Here is an 18,427-nt window from a genome sequence, read left to right on the forward strand (position 1 = left end):
AGCAGCTGCCGCTGGAGTCGCAGAAGTAGCAATTGCCGTTGGTGTCGCAGGTTACGCTGTAGTCGTCCAATGGTCGACCGAGTAGCCGACAAGCCATACGACGAGCGCGATCAGCACGATGGTCAGCACCGTGCCCAGCGCGCCGATGATGATGCCGGCGATGGACATCCCCTTGCTCTTCTCATGGGTTTTGTTGATCTGCACCAGTGCGACGATCGACAGAATCAGGCCGACGGGCGCGATCAGGAACGACAGGACGAATCCGGCGATGGACAGCGCGTTCCAGCGTTCGGTCGGCGGCTGTCCGTAGTAGTAGGCTCCCTGCGGCGGATACTGCTGCCCGGGAACGCCCTGCGGCGGGTATCCGTATCCGGTGTTGGGCTGGGCGTACTGGCCGTACTCGGGCGCGCCGTACTGGCCGTATGCGGGCGGGGCCGACTGCTCGCCGGCTTGGGCGGTTTGCTGGGCCGTCTGTTGGGCATACGGCTGCGCATAAGGCTGGGTGTAGGGGGCGGATTGCGCGGTGGTGGGCTGCTCGTAGTTGTAGACGGGCTGTGCGGTCTGCTGCGCGGCTGTGGAATCCGATGCGGGATTGGGCTGTGCGGGGCTGGCGGAGAAAGAATCGGTTTCGGGATTATTCGACGGCTGAGGCGTCGGTGAGGTGTTGGTATCGCTCATGCACTCCAAGTATAGACCGCGCGGGCATTATTCGCCGATTTCGTGGACGGCTGATGACAGGAGGCGCGCGGGTGATGTGGGGTTCTTCGAGAGGGGCGATGGGTGCGTGATGGTGGCGTTCGGACGATTCTCGCCGCCCGTTCGCTTTATGGATGATGGGTGAAACCTCGGTCTCGGAAGATGCGGTCCGTATGCGCCCGCGCAATGGTGGGGCCCCGGCCGCGTGGGGTTCCGTTGGCGAATGCGTTCAGGGGCTTACTTTGAATCGGGAGACCCCGGTCGCGCGGGGTTCCGTGCTTCCGGGGTCGGGCCGTGTCGCGTTGGGAGAAGCCTCCGTCGAACGCAGGACGCTGGTCGTGCGGGGCCGTCAGTCGGCCTGCGTCCAGGTCTCGACGTCGATGTGGTGCTCCGGATTGGCTTGCCACGCCTCCCATGCGGACTTCACGATCTCCTCCACGTCATACTTGGCGTGCCAGCCCATCTCCTCGTTGATGCGCTTGGGGGAGCCGATCAGGTGCGGCGGGTCGCCGGCGCGGCGGGGCATGACCGCCTCGGTGAACGGCAGTCCGGTGACCTTCTTGACCTCGTCGACGATCTGGCGCACGGAGGTGCCCTCGCCGGTGCCCACGTTGAAGGCGTCGTACTTGCGTTCGTCGCGGTCGAGGTACTTCAGGGCGGCGATATGCGCGTCGGCCAGGTCGGAGACGTGGATGTAGTCGCGCACGCAGGTGCCGTCCGGGGTGGGGTAGTCGTCGCCGAAGATGGCGGGCGCCTTGCCTTTCTTCAGACGGTCGAACAGCATGGGGATGAGGTTCAGGATCGCCGGATCCTCGAGTTCGACCGGGCCGCAGCCGGCCACGTTGAAGTAGCGCAGGCCGCAGAAGCGGATGCCGTAGGGCTCCTCGCAGGCGCGGGCCATCCACTCGCCGAACAGTTTGGTCTGGCCGTAGGGATTGATCGGCAGCATCGGCACCACGTCCTCGGGCACCACGTCGACCGGCGGCACGCCGTAGGTGGCGGCGGAGGACGAGAACACGAGCTTCCTCGCGCCGGACTCCTTCATGCCGATCAGCACGTTGAGCATGCCGTTGATGTTCTGCTGGTAGTACCACAGCGGCTTTTCGACGGATTCGCCCACCTGCTTGCGGGCTGCGAAGTGGATGACGGAATCCACATCCTCCGTCTTCATGATTTCGGCGAGGCGGCTGCCCGCGTCGGGGGAGGCGATGTCCATGCCGTAGAGGCGCGCGCCTTCGATGCGGGTGGGTTTGCCATAGCTCAGGTCGTCGACCACGACGACCTTCTCTCCGGCCTGATGAAGCGCGTGGACGACGTGGGCGCCGATGTATCCGCATCCGCCTGTGACGAGTACTGTCATGTGCTGGCCTTTCGTTTCGTTGGTAGGCAAAAGTGGGTGGCGATGGAATATGATTGCTGTTCACTTTTGCTCTAGTTTGTTATCTTTTGAAACAATTTGAGTGTATCACATGAACATAATCGAACACGCAGTGATGGGTTTGTGGCGTGTTGGCGGTTTCGCTCATGCGGGGCCGTCATGGTTTTGACGCGGTTGGTAGGACGGCTGACCGGAGGATCGGCTGGTCGAGCGGGATTGGTTGGTCGATCGGGGCTCGGCCGGACGGTTGGGGATCGGTCTGTTCGGTGCGGGTGGGGCGTTTGGCGCGACGATGAAGCGGCGGTGATTGACGTGGTTCCGGGAATCGGTAGGCCATGGTGGATAATGGGACGGCACCCACGGAACGAAAACATCTACGGAAGTGAGCTGTGATGACCGAGCGAGCGACAGGCTCCCCAGAAACCAACGAGAACGACATCCTCGCGGCGGGTGGAACCCCGTCGGGGCATCCGCTGCACAAGGTGCTGTCATTCGTGCGTCGATCCGGACGTCTGGACACGCGTCTGCAGCGTGCATGGGACGCGTTCGCCGAGCGGTATCTGCTGGATGTCAACGCCGGCGAGGGGTCTCTGGATGTGCGCTCCGGATTCGTGTTCGACCAGGCGTACGTGCGGGAGGTCTGGGGCAACGACAATCCGCTGGTGGTGGAGATCGGCAGCGGACAGGGCGAGAACGTGGTGGCTGCCGCGGCCGCGCATCCGGAGGTGAATTTCCTCGCGCTGGAGGTGTACGACCCCGGCGTGGCCCATACGCTGCTGCTGGCCGGCAAGCAGGAGCTGCCCAATATCCGCGTGGCCCAGGTCAACGCGCCCGAGCTGTTCAAGGTCATGGCCGATGGCGTGGCCGCCGAGGTGTGGACCTTCTTCCCCGATCCGTGGCCCAAGAAGAAGCATCACAAGCGCCGCATCGTGCAGGAGGAGCTGGCCGGCGAGATCCGCCGCGTGTTGGCCGATAGGGGAGCGTGGCGCATCGCCACCGACATCGAGGACTACGCGTTGCATGTGCACGAGGTGATGGACGGGCTTGAGGGATGGCGCAACGAGGGCGGTCTGACCGTGAGCCTGCCCACCGGCCACGTCGGCAAGGGCAATGCCGAGCTCGCCGCCGAGATGCCACACGCCGACTTCGAGGAATCCGCGCGTTTCGACGGCCGCGTGCTCACCAACTTCGAAAAGAAGGGCCTGGCCGCCGGCCGAATCATCCACGACTTCACCTATCGCAAGGTGTGAGTTCCGTCGGGACTGTCGCTGGCGAGGCGATGGGTGAATTGTGGGAAAGCGGGAATTATTGTAGGGAAACGGGGAATTTTTATAATGGAAAAAACTGGGATCCGCTTGATCTTCCTTGGAATACAAGGCTTTTGGGAAGAGGGTCGGCGGTGTTTGTTGAATGCGAACGGTAATTATTAAATACGAAAATGTACTCTGCGACACGCCGTGTTTGCGCGCATGAGCGCCGCTGTGTAACATAACACGAGTTGTCTGCCCCCATCGTCTAACGGTTAGGACACCAGACTTTCAATCTGACAACGAGAGTTCGACTCTCTCTGGGGGTACCGGTTTGCTCCTGTCGCCATCATTGTGATTCGACAGGAGCCTTTTTGTTTTCAACGGGTTGCACCAGCCGGAGGGATCCGCAACAGCACCACACATCCAAGCCGCGCAAAGTCACAGCGGAGGCATGCATACAAGCGTCGAACGACTTTGATGGTATGTAGTACCTGTCTTAATTCGAAACGGGGCCGAAAGAAACATGAAAGGGGAACCGATAGGAGCGATGGGCTCTTACTCCAAGATGCTGAACACTTTTGCCGGGAGCATAGGCATGGCGAGCTTGCGGCAACGTTTTGAAGAACTCAAATCATCTTGGGATATTGTCCACAATGCCCGTTGGGGGAACTCGACCAATCTAGCTCGTTGGTCTCGGGAATGCGATGTGCGTGAACAACTTGGTAGTTGCATCGGCATTTTCTTGGAATCTCTGCATTCCGCCTGTTACCTTATCAGCCGTTATGCGGCATGGCCGCATGGCGACTACATGTGCTATACGCCGGCGGAGCGGAGGCGTACGGCGGCGGCCATGCCTCCGTCGCCGTAGGAGGGGTGGGCCATGAATTCGGCCGCGTGGGGTTCGGCGGATGGGGAGGATGCCAAGTCGGGGCATGCCTGCACCGCGCGCTCCCACATATTGAGCCGTTCGATGGAGATGGCTTCCACGCCGCAGATTGCGTCGGCCATGTGAGCTTGGTAGGTTTCGCGGTGCTTGTTGATGATGAAGCGCATGAGTTCCAGCCGTCGGTTCATGCTGGTGATGTTCGGGGAGGCCGGCGCCGTGCGGTATTCGATCAGCGGCTCGTCCACGATGGCCACATGCGCGCCCTCGCCGCCCGCCTCCAACAATGACAGTGAGCAGTCCCAGTCCTCGAAGCCGCTTCTCATCGACTCGTCGTAACCGCCGCATCGCTCCCACATGCTCCGTCGGATCAGACAGGTGGCCGGGCAACAGTTGCGGGCCAAGAAGCGTTCGATGCGGCCGCCCGTCGGCCGCACCACGGATTGCATGACTCCGAAGGTCGCCATCCAGCCGGAGGCCGCCATGGCCATCGGATCGGCGTCCAACATGGCGGCCGTGCGTTCCAGAAAGGTCGGAAGGAGCCGGTCATCGCCGTCCAGCACGCACACGTAATCGCCGTGCGTGGCGCGGATGCCCGTGTTGCGCGCGGCGGACGGGCCGGCGTTGGCCTGGCGGATGACCTTCAACGCGATGCCAGGGAAGACGGTTGATTGCTCCAGCTGCGCCAGCACGTCCAGCGAAGCCGGGTCGCTGGATCCGTCGTCCACGATGACGATCGTATCGGGGTGTAGGCTTTGCTGGGCCGCGGATTCCACGGCCTCGCGGATGAAATCGACTTGGTTGAAACTGGTGATGACTACATCGACGGAACCATTTGCACTGCTCATAGCACTAGCGTAAGCGGAATCCACTCCAAACTCGTCCGTCAGCCCCGGCGGTTTCGTGCCACCTCGATGCGCGCCCGAACTGCATTGCCGGCAACTACTGATACTCCTCAATCATGTCTTATGTTTTTGTGTTACAATATCGTAAGACATATGCTGAGTGTTTGGAGGCGCGATGGGAGACGATGTGATCGTTTTGCCTCGTGCCCTGAAGCACGGATTGTCGGAAGATGACATCCAGTGTGCCTGGCGCAACGCCAAGGCCATTAGACGACGTAATTTCGACATCCCGTGCATCTATGCGGCGGCTGGCCCCGACGAGGCGGGCAACTTGGTCGAACTGTTGCTGGCCGAGCAGGAGGATGGCGGCTTCATCGTCTATCACGCTATGAAGCTGACCCGGAAAATGGCAAATGAGTTGGATCTTTAGGAAAGGAGGCCGACATGGACTACAGGCTTAAAGGCGGTGTCACGCTCAGTGACGCCGACTTCGACCGCTTGGCCGACCAGGCCGAGGCCGGCAACTATCCCGGCACTCCGGGAGAATGGATCGTACGACCGCAGGGCAGGCCCGCGCTCAGCGACGAGGAACTGGTGAGCATCACGTTCAGGGTTCCCCGTTCCCAGCGTGACGCGCTTGATGCGAAGGCCGAGAGTAGGGGCGAGACGCGCAGCCAGTTCATACGCGAAACCTTGACCCGCGAACTCGCATATGCCTAGGGCGAACACGGAGTCACGCCGTTGACGCATCTCGAACGTCCTGCTGCACACGTGTTGTGATGTGTTATCAATTTGTTCGCGTTCGGTGGGTATGACCCACGCGGACGGCGAGGGTGTGACCTGGGCGGCGGTCCGTCACGGCTTGTCCCGGAACGGCAACAATTATGTGCATCTTGTCGTGCAACTCGCCAAGGATAATGGCTGGTACAACCCGTTCAACGACCATAGGAAGGTGCAACGCGCCTGCCGGGCGATGGAGCACGACCCCCGACCCCCTAGGGGGTATAGTCCAATGTGTGTCTGGCGGTTCCTGTTATTCGGTGGCATCGGTGTAGGGGATGTGGGTGTGAAATTCGTTCCAGTCGACGCCGGTGCCGTACCGGTCGGGGACATCGAACGTCTCCCGCGCGTCTTGCGTGTCCCTCTGTTCCGACATCGTTTTGCGTGAGCGCCTCTTTTCGTCATCTTGAGCGGAGCGCGGAGTCGAAAGATCTCGTCGCAACCACCACGAGAATCCGCCATGGCGAACCATGCCTTGGGAGACGGGCTTGTTAGATTGGAATCGGATTGTGTCGTATGACGTTGTACGCACAGGAGAGAACTGAGGTGTTGTGATGATGGAAGCGTTGAGGAAGCCCGGTCAGAAGTTCGTGTTGCTCGCGTTGCTGATGGCGTTCGCCACGTTCGCCGCGGTGTTCGCTTTGGGTGTGTTCTCGGCTCCAGCGCAGGCGCAGGATATGAAGGTGGTCAGAGGCGCGTTCACGCTGTCCACCACCGACGAGGGCGGTTTGGTCGAGAACACCGACTACCGGTACGAGGGCACCACGCTGACCATCACCACTGAGAAGCCCGTGACGGTGGGCATGTCCGACGCGGCGAAGGAAGAGATCGAATACCTGGATGCCAACGGCTTTGTTGAAAAGGCCGCCCACGGCACCACGACGGACAATATCGTCGTGGCCGTCGCCGAGAACGAGACCGCTCATGTGACTTTCGACAATGTGGTGATCGACCAAAGCGACAATGGTTCTGCCGCCGTGCTGGTGCAGTCGGGCTCATTGGACCTCACGACGCTTGAGGGAACGAGCGTGCTCAAGAGCGGCGAGCGTTACGCTGGCTTGCATAACCAAGAGCAGCCGCTATCCATTTCCTGTGATGGCTTCCTCAACACGTCGGGTGGCGAGTCCGCTGCCGGTATCGGTGGCGGCTACGGTGGTTCGGGTTCGAATATCAGGATTTCTTCAGGTTACTGGGTCGTCGCTCGGGGTGGCGTGTTTGCTGCCGGTATTGGTGGTGGCGAAGGTGGTTCGGGTTCGGATATTGAGATTTCAGGTGGTCAGGTCAGCGCGTGGGGTGGCGCGCTCGCTTCTGGTATTGGCGGCGGCTACGGTGGTTCGGGTTCGAATATCAGGATCTCATGTGTTCAGGTCGGAGCGTTTGGCGGCTCGTACGCTGCCGGTATCGGCGGCGGATATGGTCGTCCGGGTTCGAATATCAGGATTTTAGATGGCGTGGTCATCGCTCGAGGCGGCGTCAGTGGTGCCGGCGTCGGTGGTGGATTTGGTGGTCCGGGTTCGAATATCGTGGTTTCGGGCGGCTCGCTCTATGCGGTAGGCGGCGATAGGAATGAAGGTCCTTACGGCGGTGCCGCTGGTATTGGCGGCGGGTATAGAGCTTCCGGTTCGACGAGTGTTGTGATTTCAGGTGGTGAGGTTGATGCGACCGGCGGCCTCTATGCCGCCGGTATTGGTGGCGGATATGAGACTGCCGGATCGGTCGGCATTGAGATTTCTGGTGGCCAGATCACGGCCAATGCGGGCGAAGATGCTGATGCCGCTATAGGCGACGGCCTCAATAAGCAGGGCGATCCGGCTGAGGTTTCCATCATTGGTGGTGTGTTCGCGGATGGGACGTCGGATGATCCTTCGTTGGCGACGGAGGTGTATGGCTTGGCGCCTGCCGAGGGTTATGTGGTGTACGCGAACGATGACGAGTCTTCGAATGGGGCGTATCCGTTGGCGGTGGGACGTGATCCGGTGTTGTCGTTAAAGGATTCGGTTGTGTATAGCGGTTCTGCGGTGTCCGTCTCCGATGTGGCGTCCGTGTCTGATGACGCGGCCGCTGATGGTGTCGAGGTGTCGGTCAGGTATCGTCCTGTGGACGCGGACGGGGATGCGTGGACGGATGGGACTCCGTCGGCCGCGGGCGTGTATGAGGTTCAGATGTCGGCCGGGAGCGCGGAGTATGCGGCCGGTGCGGATGGCGCGCGTTGGGCGGCTGTGACGAGGACGGGCACGTTCACCGTCGAACGGCGTTCGTTGACGGTGACGGCGGATGACATCGGAGTGGTCTATGGTGCGGATGTCCCCGTGTATTCGGTCACGGTTGAGGGGTGGGCCGGCGGTGATGGCGATTCGTTAGGCCAGACGCTGCTCGCCGCGTTGGCTTTTGACTGCGGGTATGCGAAGGGTTCTCCCGTGACGGCGGCCGGTTATACGGTCACACCGAAGTGGGCTGATGGTGAACCCGCCGCTTTGTCGAATTATGCGGTGGAGTTCAAGCCGGGCATATTGACGGTCTCGCCCGTCGGCGATGGCAACGGTTCGGGAGACAAGAGTCAGGAGGACCTGACCAAGACCGGCGCCGGTGTGACGGTGCCTCTCGTGGCCGTGGCTGTCTTGACCGTGCTTGGTTTGGCCGGCGTCGCCTTGCGCAGGAGGGGTTGAGATCCCTCGACTCCGGCTTCACCTCCGCTCGGGATGACGCGGTGAAGGCTGCGTTCGCTCCGCTCGGGATGGCGACGATTGTTTCCTCGTCGTGCTGGGTGGAGCCGGAGTCGAAGTATCTCGGGGTGAGGTGTGCTGTGCCGTGCCTTCGTGCGTGGATGGCGACGGGCGACGGGACACGACACGTTCAGCGTGTTTTCAGTGAACGCTCACAGGCGGGACTACACTAGGAAATCGTTGAATTGTTCAGAGGATGAACAATTCGCCACCATAGAACGCACCAGCTTCAAAGGAGAGCAAGTATGGTCTACCGCATGATTTTCAACCAGACGGCGTATTTCGGTCGTGGCGCGATCCAGGAGATTCCGGGCGTGGCCAGGTCCCACGGCTTCACGAAGGCCTTCGTCGTGACCGATCCGGTGCTGGTCGAGACCGGCACCGTGGGGAAGGTCACCGACGTGCTCGACGCCGCCGGCATGCCCTACGAGATCTTCGACAACGTCAAGCCGAACCCGCCGGTCGAATGCATCAAGGACGGCGTGGAGAAGTTCGCCGCCTCCGGCGCGGACTTCCTGATCGGCCTGGGCGGCGGCAGCCCGCAGGACACGTGCAAGGGCATCGGCATCGTGACCGCCAACCCCGAGTTCTCCGACGTGCTCTCCCTCGAGGGCGTGGCCGACACCAAGAACCCCTCCGTGCCGATCTTCGGCGTGCCCACCACCGCCGGCACCGCCTCCGAGACCACCATCAACTACGTGGTCACCGACACCGCCAACAAGCGCAAGTTCGTGGCCGTCGACCCGCACGACATCCCGATCGTCGCGTTCGTGGACCCCGACCTGACCGACTCCATGCCGCGCGGCCTGAAGGTCGCCACCGGCCTGGACGCCCTGACCCACGCCATCGAGGGCTACATCACCCCGGGCGCGTGGAGCCTGTCCGACTGCCTGAGCATGCAGACCATCCGCATGATCGCCCAGAACCTCGCCAAGAGCGCGGACGGCGACGTGCCCGCCGGCGAGCAGATGGCCTACGCCAGCTACATCACCGGCATGGCCTACTCCAACGTCGGCCTGGGACTCGTGCACGGCATGGCCCACCCGCTCGGCGGCCGCCTGAACGTGGCCCACGGCGTGGCCAACGGCATCCTGCTCGCCCCGGTCATGGACTACAACAAGGACCACACCGGCGAGAAGTACCGCGACATCGCCGACGCGTTCGGCGTGGCCGGCGCGTACGACATGCCGCTCGAGGACGCCCGCAAGGCCGCCGTCGACGCGGTGCGCGAGCTGACCGTCAAACTCGGCAACCCGACCACCATCAGCGAGGTCGGCGCCACCGAGGACGACCTCGCCGGCCTCGCCCACGACGCGTTCAACGACGTGTGCACCCCGGGCAACCCCCGCCAGGCCACCGAGGAGGACATCCTCGCCATCTACACCAGCCTCATGTAAAACCCTCGCATCGCCATCCCGAGCGAAGCGAACGAAGCGAACGCAGTCGAGGGATCCCTCGGCTGCGGCCTGACGGCCTCCGCTCGGGATGACGAAGAAGGAAAGCCGCGACGGACACATCCGCCGCGGCTTTTGCATAGGAGGACCGCATGAACGCCGGAAGCGCCCACCGGTCCGGCATTTCCCCGACGCGACGGCGCGCGGCACGCGCGACGAGTTGGCACCTGACGCCTCCAGTTGGCACCCGGGCATCGCGACCCCGAACAGCAAATGGCGGAATGACGTCACGACACACACGAAGACGATGGACACGGGTGCCAACTAGAGCCATCAAGTGCCAACTCGTTGGCAAGGGCTTCAGACGACAGGTGCCATCGTGTCGCAGTGGGGTGTGGCAAGCCATCGATTTCCTCTCTCAGCTGTTCGGCAACATCTGCCATCGTGTCCGATTGGTCGCGTGGCGATCCATAGTTTGAAGAAAAGGGCAACATTGCGAGCCTGACGGGCGATTATCCGCACATGACGATTACGATGGTTCACGGTAAAAACGTAAAAAACGAATGACCGGTGTGGATTCGTTCGCTTGGCGGCCGTGTTCGTCGCCGGACGAACCTGAGCGAAGGATAGGCGGGCTGATATGCCGAAGATGTTTGGAACCGATGGCGTGCGCGGACTGGCGAATCGCGATCTGACGGCGCAGTTGGCGCTGGATCTGGGCGACGCGGCGGTGCGAGTGCTGGGCGATTCGGGCACGAAGGACGACCAGCCCGAAGGCCGCCGTCGCGCGTTGGTCGGCCGCGACACCCGCGTCTCCGGCGACTTTCTGGCCGCCGCCCTGTCCGCCGGCATGAGCGCCGGCGGTTTCGACGTGATCGACGCGGGCATCATCCCCACGCCCGGCGTGGCGTATCTGACCTCCGTGCTGAACGTGGAGATGGGCGCGGTGATCTCCGCCTCCCACAACGCCATGCCGGACAACGGCATCAAGTTCTTCGCGCGCGGCGGTTTCAAACTGCCCGACAGCAAGGAGGAGCAGATCGAGGCGGTGCTCGGCCAGGATTGGGACCGTCCGACCGGCGCGGGCGTGGGCCGCGTGAGCCATGACACCGTGACCGCCACCAACCTGTACATCGACCATCTGGTCTCCACCATCGCCCCGGTGCAGGCCGACAAAAGCCAGCCGACGCCGCTGAAGGGATTGAAGATCGTCGCCGACTGCGCGAACGGCGCCACCTCGGTGGTCGCCCCCGAAGCGCTGCGCCGCGCGGGCGCCGAAGTGGTGGTGATCAACGCCTCGCCGGACGGCTACAACATCAACAAGAACGCCGGATCCACGCATCCCGAGCAGCTGCAGGCCATGGTCAAAGCCTCGGATGCGATGATGGGCGTGGCCTTCGACGGCGACGCCGACCGTTGCCTCGCGGTGGACGAGGACGGCAATATGGTCAACGGCGACCAGATCATGGGCATTCTCGCCCGCGCCAAGAAGAACGAGGGCACGCTCGCGCACGACACGCTGGTCATCACCGTGATGAGCAACCTCGGCCTCAAACTCGCGCTGAAGGACATGGGCATCAAGACGGTGGAGACCGGCGTGGGCGATCGTTACGTGCTGGAGGAGATGCTGCGCGGCGGCTACACGCTCGGCGGCGAACAGTCCGGCCATGTGATCAACCGCGAGTTCGCCACCACCGGCGACGGCACGCTGACCGCGCTGATGCTGTGCAACGAGGTGATGAGGTCGGGCAAGAGCCTGAAAGCCCTCGCCGCCGACTTCCCCCAGCTGCCGCAGACGCTGGTGAATGTGCCGAATGTCGACAAGGCCGCCGCGGACACGAACGCCGCCGTGCAGGCCGCGGTCGCGCGCGAGGAGGAGCTGTTGGGCGGCACCGGACGCGTGCTGCTGCGCCCCTCCGGCACCGAGCCGTTGGTGCGCGTGATGGCCGAGGCCGCCACGCAGGAGATGGCCGACGAGGTGTGCGCCCGCCTGGCGCAGGTGGTCGCCGACGAACTCGCGCTGTAATCAGGCGAGCGGCATCCGCTTCGCAAGCCGTTTGGCGATCCGTCGCGCATATGCTGCACAATAAGTTTGTTTGTACGGATGTAGTCAAGGATATAAAGGACTCCACATGTTTGGCAGGAACAGCAAAGTCGACCTCGCGCTCAACCGCGATGTGGAGAAGCTCATCGCGACCGGCGGCAAGGACCGGATCCTCCCCATCGTGCAGGCGGGGGAGCCGGTGCTCCGCCAAGTCACCGTGCCGTATGCGGGCCAGCTGAGCAAGCATACGCTGTCCAAACTCATCGAAACGATGCGCTCCACCATGATCGAGGCGCCGGGAGTGGGTCTGGCCGCCACGCAGATCGGTCTGGGATTGTCCATCGCCGTGCTCGAGGACCATATGCGCGAGGAGGACGAGGGCGATTCGCGCGAGATGGCGGAGCTTCCGTTCCGCGTGATCATCAACCCGAGCTACGAGCCGGTCGGAGAGCAGACCACCAGCTTCTACGAGGGGTGCCTGAGCTTCGACGGCTATCAGGCCGTGCGTAGGCGTTGGCTCGACATCATCGCGGAGTGGGATGACGAGAATGGGGAGCGCCACAAGGAGCGGATGCACGGATGGCCGGCGCGCATCTTCCAGCATGAGACCGACCATCTAAGCGGCGAGCTTTACATCGACAAGGCGGAGATCCGCTCCCTCACCACCTACGAGAACCTCGAGGACTTCTGGTGCGACGATCCCGTCCCCACCCTGGCGGCCTCGGAACTCGGCTTCGACCTGTGACCGACGCCGAACCGCGGTGAACCGCAACGTCGTCGATTTCGCACTTGAACGGAGGGTGTGCGAAATCGACGACGTTTTCTTATCCGGAAACGTCGTGTTCTTCGCACACGCTCCGTTCAAGTGCGAAGGGCACGACGTCTGAGCGATGCGCTCCTGCGTCCGGGCCTGTGGCTCGGTCGTCGACATAGACGGGGTGACGAAGAGATGCGCTTCTGCGTCCGGGCCGGTGGGCTACGATGTTGCGCATGACACAGACAGCGGGCGGGCGGCGGAACCAAGCGGTATCGGAATGGCTGGAGCAGGCCAAGGAGGATACCGACCAGTGGGAACTGGTCTGCCCCAAGGATGCCGACGGACAGCCGATCGACTGGCGATGGGTGCGCTCGCTTGATCTGGCCGGCGGCATCGGCGTGGGATTGGCCGCTGTGGACAACCCGCAGCAGAACGTCCATGCCCTGCTGAAGCGCGATTACGCGGTGCGCGACCGTGTGGAGGCGATTCTCGCGCAGACGAGCACCGCGTTCATGACCGACTTCGACCGGCTGGTCGCCTCCTACCGGTTGCCACGCGCGCTCGCCTACGCGAACCGCCGCCTGAACGACGAGATCAATCTGCTGCTCGACCGCGGTGTGGCCGATGGGTTGTGGCAGGTGAGTTACGAGCGGCAGGGCCGCGTCACCGTGCCGGTGCTGACGGCGCCGGCCAAAGTCGGAGATGCGCCCGACACGACCGATGCCGGAGGAGCCGTCAATGGGGAATGTTCCGATCCTGCCGGCATGAACCTCACCCTCGATGTTGGAGAATCCGCTAATGGGGAAGGCTCCGTGGGCGACGGCATGAACTCCACCTTCGTCGACGGAGGGGCCGCCAAAGGGGAAGACTCCGTCGGTTTGGAGGAGATTCAGGACCGCACCGCGCGGATTCTCAACGCGCGCGCCGAACGCCGCAAGGCGCAGCGGATCCAACGCGAGTCCGGCGCGGCAGGCATGGCTCGGGCCAATCTTTCCGGTGTGGCGTCGCCGGGTGGCGCGTCCACATTCTCGCCTTTGTCCGGGAACGCATCCTCGCCTTTGCCAGGGAAATCACCTTCGCTGTTGCTTGAGAATGCATCCTCGGGCACGGACGCCGCCGCGGCGTCATCGCGGTCCGCGCCGACGGGCGGTTCCTCGCCCGCCGCCAAGCAGGGCGACTGGCGCGACGTCTACCTGCCCGGCCGTGACGTGGACACGGTGATGGGCATCGACATCGAAACCACCGGCACCGATCCGGCGCGCGTGTACATCATCGACGTCGGCTTCGAATTCATGAACATGGCCTCGCCTCGGCCCGCCGACGCCCCGTCCGGGTACGTCTACGAACAGCCGTATTACGATGCCGGCGACGCCTACGGGCAGGCGCGGCTGAGTTTCGGCGTGACGCCGGCCAACGCGAGGCACGGCAACGGGCTGATCCGCGATCTGACCGGCATCGACGTGCGCGAACGCGGCTCGGGGGAGTACCGGCTGTTCGACGAATGGCCCGAAGCGCAGACCGGCCTGCTCGCCCGTCTGACCCAGCAGCCGTATGTGGCGCACAACGCCACCTTCGAGCACGGCTTCTTCATGCTCAACGTGGCCGGCTATGCGGAGGCATACCGCGCCGGACGCGTCACCATCATCGACACGCTGCCGATGAGCCGGCAGTGGGACCCCGGTTCCGCCCCCGACGAGAATCATCCATACGGCGACAACACGTTGGAGGCCTACGCCAAACGCCAAGGGGCGCTCGACCCCGCGCATGCAGAGCGGCATCTGGGATTGGAGGACGCGCATATTATGCTCGTGGCGATGAAACGGCACCTGACGACGCTGCGGCGCGAAGGAGCGGGGCCGTGGGGCGCTTCGGGACGTTCCGGCGTCGGCGGCAAAGCCTGCGGGCGTCGTCGCTGGTAGCGATGGGGCGGGGGTGCGGTTACACTGGAGCCCGTGAGTGAATACCGGATCCAGCGAGAGCAGCGTGACAAGCGCCGCCGCGCCATCGTGCGCGCGGTGTGCATCGTCATCGCCGCGGCCATGCTGGTGTCTTTGGTGGTTCCGGCGATCTACGCGAGCCTTTGACGTCTCGCGCGCCCCTCGCGTATTCCGCGGGGCGTCTCCGCCGAAAGCCGCACTGCAGGTTCGCAGCCGTGCCGGCCAAGGAGTACGGAACGTTCCCTGAAGAGGAATATGTGTGGAATCCGAGATGGACGACGTAATCCCAGCTTTTCATAAGTGACATAGGTAAGGTTAGAACGATGGCAGAATTTGATTTTTCCCAAGCGGTCGCCGACGCGCGCGCCAAGTACGAATCCATCGCCAAGGCGTTGGATATGGACCGGCTGATGGCCGAGATCAAGGATCTCGAGGCGCAGGCCGCCGCCCCCGGACTGTGGGACAACCCCGAAAACGCGCAGAAGGTGACCAGCAAGCTTTCCGCCGCCGAATCGCAGCTCAAGCGGCTCAATTCGGCCGTGCAGCGTATCGACGATGTGGAGACGCTGGTCGAGCTCGGCCGTGAGGAATCCGACGCCGACACGCTCGCCGAGGCGCAGGAGGAGATCGGCCGCATCCAGGCGGATCTCGACTCCATGGAGATCCAGACGCTGCTCGACGGCGAATACGACGAGCGTTCCGCGGTGGTGACCATCCGCTCCGGCGCCGGTGGCGTGGACGCCGCCGACTTCGCGCAGATGCTGCTGCGCATGTACCTGCGCTGGTGCGAGCGCAACGGCTTCAAAGCCAAGGTGATGGACACCTCGTACGCCGAGGAGGCGGGCATCAAGTCCGCCACCTTCCAAGTGGACGCGCCCTACGCCTACGGCCGTATGAGCGTGGAGGGCGGCACCCACCGTCTGGTGCGCATCTCGCCCTTCGACAACCAGGGCCGCCGCCAGACCAGCTTCGCCGCCGTCGAAGTGGTGCCGCTCGTCGAGGCGACCGACCATATCGAAATCCCCGACACCGAAATCCGCGTGGACACCTACTGCGCCTCCGGCCCCGGCGGCCAGGGCGTGAACACGACCTACTCGGCCGTGCGCATCACCCACCTGCCCACCGGCATCGTCGTGACCATGCAGGACGAGCGTTCGCAGATCCAGAACCGCGCCGCCGCCATGGCCGTGCTGCAGTCGCGACTGCTGGTGCTGCGCCATGAGGAGGAGGCGAAGAAGAAGAAGGAGCTCGCCGGCGACATCAAGGCCAGTTGGGGCGACCAGATGCGCTCCTACGTGCTGCACCCCTACCAGATGGTCAAGGATCTGCGCACCGGCTACGAAACCAGCCAGACCCAGGCCGTGTTCGACGGCGACATCGACGCGTTCATCGAAGCGGGCATCCGCTGGCGTCATGAACAGCGACGGGCCGCCGAGGACTAAACCGGCAGACATGCGCGCGGGCTTCCGAAGAGCCCGCAGAAGGAGGCATCATGGCACTCATCTCGTTGAGCCAGGTGAGCAAGATCTATCCGAGGGGCACGCGTCCAGCGCTCGATACCGTTGATTTGAACATCGAGCGCGGGGACTTCGTGTTCCTGGTCGGTGCCTCCGGCTCCGGCAAAACCACGCTGCTGAGCCTGCTGTTGCGCGAGGAGGAGGCCACCGACGGCGAGATCCGCGTGGCGGGCAATGACCTGCGCCGCATCTCCGACCGTCAGGTGCCGCAGTACCGCCGCTCCATCGGCTTCGTGTTCCAGGACTACAAGCTGCTCAACAACAAAACCGTGTGGCAGAACGTGGCGTTCGCGCTGGAGGTGCTCGGCACCCGCCGCTCCGCCATCAAGTCGCTGGTGCCCAAGGTGCTGGCCACGGTGGGACTGACCGGCAAGGAGAGGAACTATCCGCACGAGCTGTCCGGCGGCGAGCAGCAGCGCGTGGCGATCGCCCGCGCGTATGTGAACCATCCGCAGATTCTGCTGGCCGACGAGCCCACCGGCAATCTCGACCCGACCACCTCGCTGGGCATCATGGAGGTGCTGGACGCGATCAACCGCACCGGAACCACCATCGTGATGGCCACGCATAACGAGGAGATCGTCAATTCGATGCGCAAACGCGTGGTGGAGCTGCACAACGGCAAAATCGTGCGCGACGAGGCCCATGGCTCGTATGATTCCGCGCTGTACTTCCCCGATTCCCAAGTGGAGGCCAACGCCGTCAAGGTGATGGAATCCGAGCGGTCCGAGGCGATCGAGGCCGCGCCTGCGGGCGGAATCGCCGAAAACGTCGAAGGCGATGCGGCTGCGGCGGTCTCGCAGCCGGATTACGAGCGCGACGAGGGCATCGCCCGTCTGGCCAACTCCATGCATTCGGGCCGCACCGGACGTTACGGCGAGGCGTTCGCGCCGCTGGAGGACACGCTGACCTGGGGCAAGGGATTGAAACTCGACGAGTATCAGCGCGCGCAGGAGAGCGGTTCCGGATTCGCGCCGTCCGTCGAAACGACCACGACCGAGGGGACCGGTCTGTCGGTGCCTGACGTGGCCGTGCCTGAGATGACCGCCTCTGAGCCACCTGCGTTGGCTGAGCCGGTTGAATCGGTTGAATCGGCCGGGGTGTCGGACCCGGACGAGACGGATGCGTCGACCGCCCAGCAGTCGGCATCGGCCGAGCCGGTCGGTCCGGCCGCGCCGCCCGCCTCCGCCGCGGTTCCCCTTCCTCCCGCGCCGCCGGCCCCGCCGATGCCGCCGGCCGCCGCCCGTAGCGCCCAGAACGAGGAGCAGCAGTCATGAGAATGCGTTTTATCCTGTCGGAAACCTGGACCAGTCTGAAGCGCAATGTGCCGATGATCCTGTCGGTGATGCTGGTCACCTTCATCTCCTTCGTGTTCATCGGCGCGGCCGTGCTCACGCAGGCGCAGATCGTCAAGGCGAAGGGCGACTGGTATGACAGGGTCGAGGTCGTGGTCTGGCTGTGCCCGGACGGCACCAGCCAGTCGGCGAACTGCGCGTCGGGAGTCTCCCCGACAGCCTCCGAGATCAACGAACTGCAGCAGACCATCCGCGACGAGCTTTCGGACGTGGTCGAGGACATCACCTATGTGAGCAAGCAGGAGTTCTACGACGACACCTTCACCCAGCAGTACCCGAACGGCGAATACCAGGGCCGCACGCTCACCGCGGACGACATGCAGGATTCGCTGTGGCTCAAACTCAGCGACCCCGAGAAATACCAGATCGTCTCCGAGGTGCTGTCCAGCCGAGACGGCGTCGAGGAGGTGACCGACCAGCGGCAGATCTTCGAACCGGTGTTCGCCGTGCTCAACCGCGCCACCGCCGTGACCATCGGTCTGGCCGCGGTGATGGTGCTGGTCGCCATCATGCTCACTGGCACGACGATCCGCATGTCCGCGGCTTCGCGCCGGACCGAAACGGAGATCATGCGCCTGGTGGGCGCCTCGAACTGGACGATTCGCATGCCCTTCGTGCTGGAGGGCGTGCTGGCCTCGCTGGTGGGATCCGTGCTCTCCTGCCTGATGTTGTCGGTGATCGTGCGCGTGTTCATCGAAGGATGGCTGGCCGAGTCGATCAGCTGGATTCCCTATGTGAATCAGTGGACCGTGCTGATGATCTCGCCGTTCCTGATCCTCGGCGCGATTCTGCTGTCGATCATCGCCTCGACCATCTCGCTGCGGCGCTACCTCAAGACCTGATTCGGACTCCCAGACAAGCATGTTAT

General features: G+C 63.5%; 16 protein-coding genes, 1 tRNA gene and 1 pseudogene. 14 read left to right on the plus strand and 4 right to left on the minus strand.

Features of this window, described 5'->3' with window-relative positions; translation table 11 throughout:
• Positions 1–51 precede the first annotated feature (51 nt).
• On the minus strand, positions 52–678 hold the full coding sequence (locus BL8807_RS06815; RefSeq protein WP_072725027.1) for a DUF4190 domain-containing protein: 627 nt from the start codon (positions 676–678) through the stop codon (positions 52–54).
• Between the two features lie 367 nt (positions 679–1,045).
• Complete coding sequence (gene galE / locus BL8807_RS06820) at positions 1,046–2,056, minus strand: UDP-glucose 4-epimerase GalE (RefSeq protein ID WP_072725029.1); 1,011 nt, start codon at positions 2,054–2,056, stop codon at positions 1,046–1,048.
• Between the two features lie 410 nt (positions 2,057–2,466).
• Here galE and trmB point away from each other — a divergent pair, with 410 nt between their 5' ends.
• Together trmB and BL8807_RS06830 are read left to right on the plus strand one after the other, a co-directional pair.
• Complete coding sequence (gene trmB, locus BL8807_RS06825; RefSeq protein WP_083570157.1) at positions 2,467–3,324, plus strand: tRNA (guanosine(46)-N7)-methyltransferase TrmB; 858 nt, start codon at positions 2,467–2,469, stop codon at positions 3,322–3,324.
• A 254-nt stretch (positions 3,325–3,578) separates the two neighbouring features.
• Positions 3,579–3,650 (plus strand) — tRNA-Glu (locus BL8807_RS06830).
• A gap of 487 nt (positions 3,651–4,137) precedes the next feature.
• Here BL8807_RS06830 and BL8807_RS06835 read toward each other — a convergent pair.
• Positions 4,138–5,055 (minus strand): glycosyltransferase family A protein, encoded by a 918-nt coding sequence (locus tag BL8807_RS06835; protein WP_072725031.1) that lies wholly within the window; start codon positions 5,053–5,055, stop codon positions 4,138–4,140.
• A 172-nt stretch (positions 5,056–5,227) separates the two neighbouring features.
• Here BL8807_RS06835 and BL8807_RS06840 point away from each other — a divergent pair, with 172 nt between their 5' ends.
• From BL8807_RS06840 to BL8807_RS12000, 3 genes and pseudogenes are all read left to right on the plus strand, one after another.
• A complete protein-coding gene (locus BL8807_RS06840) occupies positions 5,228–5,482 on the plus strand; it encodes a hypothetical protein (RefSeq protein ID WP_072725033.1) in 255 nt (84 codons plus the stop codon).
• A 14-nt stretch (positions 5,483–5,496) separates the two neighbouring features.
• A complete protein-coding gene (locus tag BL8807_RS06845) occupies positions 5,497–5,772 on the plus strand; it encodes a ribbon-helix-helix protein, CopG family (protein ID WP_072725035.1) in 276 nt (91 codons plus the stop codon).
• Between the two features lie 103 nt (positions 5,773–5,875).
• Positions 5,876–6,031: pseudogene (locus tag BL8807_RS12000) on the plus strand (relaxase); the annotation flags it as partial.
• 54 nt (positions 6,032–6,085) lie between these two features.
• Here the strand turns inward: BL8807_RS12000 and BL8807_RS12115 are convergent.
• A complete protein-coding gene (locus BL8807_RS12115; RefSeq protein ID WP_264298339.1) occupies positions 6,086–6,208 on the minus strand; it encodes a hypothetical protein in 123 nt (40 codons plus the stop codon).
• 178 nt (positions 6,209–6,386) lie between these two features.
• Between BL8807_RS12115 and BL8807_RS06850 the strand changes: the two genes are divergently transcribed.
• From BL8807_RS06850 to ftsX, 9 genes are all read left to right on the plus strand, one after another.
• Positions 6,387–8,498, plus strand: a complete 2,112-nt coding sequence (locus BL8807_RS06850) for an MBG domain-containing protein (protein WP_072725037.1) — start codon at positions 6,387–6,389, stop codon at positions 8,496–8,498.
• Positions 8,499–8,800: 302 nt separating this feature from the next.
• On the plus strand, positions 8,801–9,952 hold the full coding sequence (fucO, locus tag BL8807_RS06855; RefSeq protein ID WP_072725039.1) for a lactaldehyde reductase: 1,152 nt from the start codon (positions 8,801–8,803) through the stop codon (positions 9,950–9,952).
• Between the two features lie 637 nt (positions 9,953–10,589).
• Positions 10,590–11,975: a phosphoglucosamine mutase gene (glmM, locus tag BL8807_RS06860; protein WP_072725040.1), complete on the plus strand. Its 1,386-nt coding sequence runs from the start codon at positions 10,590–10,592 to the stop codon at positions 11,973–11,975.
• Between the two features lie 106 nt (positions 11,976–12,081).
• Complete coding sequence (locus BL8807_RS06865) at positions 12,082–12,738, plus strand: peptide deformylase (protein WP_072725041.1); 657 nt, start codon at positions 12,082–12,084, stop codon at positions 12,736–12,738.
• 245 nt (positions 12,739–12,983) lie between these two features.
• Positions 12,984–14,669, plus strand: coding sequence for a DNA polymerase III subunit epsilon (locus tag BL8807_RS06870; RefSeq protein WP_072725107.1), 1,686 nt, complete (start codon positions 12,984–12,986; stop codon positions 14,667–14,669).
• 33 nt (positions 14,670–14,702) lie between these two features.
• The gene (locus BL8807_RS12120) at positions 14,703–14,834 is read left to right on the plus strand and encodes a hypothetical protein (RefSeq protein ID WP_264298310.1); all 132 of its coding nucleotides are present in this window, start codon (positions 14,703–14,705) and stop codon (positions 14,832–14,834) included.
• 176 nt (positions 14,835–15,010) lie between these two features.
• A complete protein-coding gene (gene prfB, locus BL8807_RS06875) occupies positions 15,011–16,129 on the plus strand; it encodes a peptide chain release factor 2 (protein WP_072725042.1) in 1,119 nt (372 codons plus the stop codon).
• 50 nt (positions 16,130–16,179) lie between these two features.
• A complete protein-coding gene (ftsE, locus tag BL8807_RS06880; protein WP_072725043.1) occupies positions 16,180–17,481 on the plus strand; it encodes a cell division ATP-binding protein FtsE in 1,302 nt (433 codons plus the stop codon).
• Entirely contained in the window at positions 17,478–18,401 is a 924-nt protein-coding gene (gene ftsX / locus BL8807_RS06885) for a permease-like cell division protein FtsX (RefSeq protein WP_072725044.1), read from the plus strand. The genes ftsE and ftsX overlap by 4 nt, the downstream gene beginning before the upstream one ends.
• The last annotated feature ends 26 nt before the right edge of the window (positions 18,402–18,427 follow it).

This window comes from Bifidobacterium lemurum (genome assembly GCF_014898175.1).
In the GTDB taxonomy this organism is placed as follows: Bacteria; Actinomycetota; Actinomycetes; order Actinomycetales; family Bifidobacteriaceae; genus Bifidobacterium; species Bifidobacterium lemurum.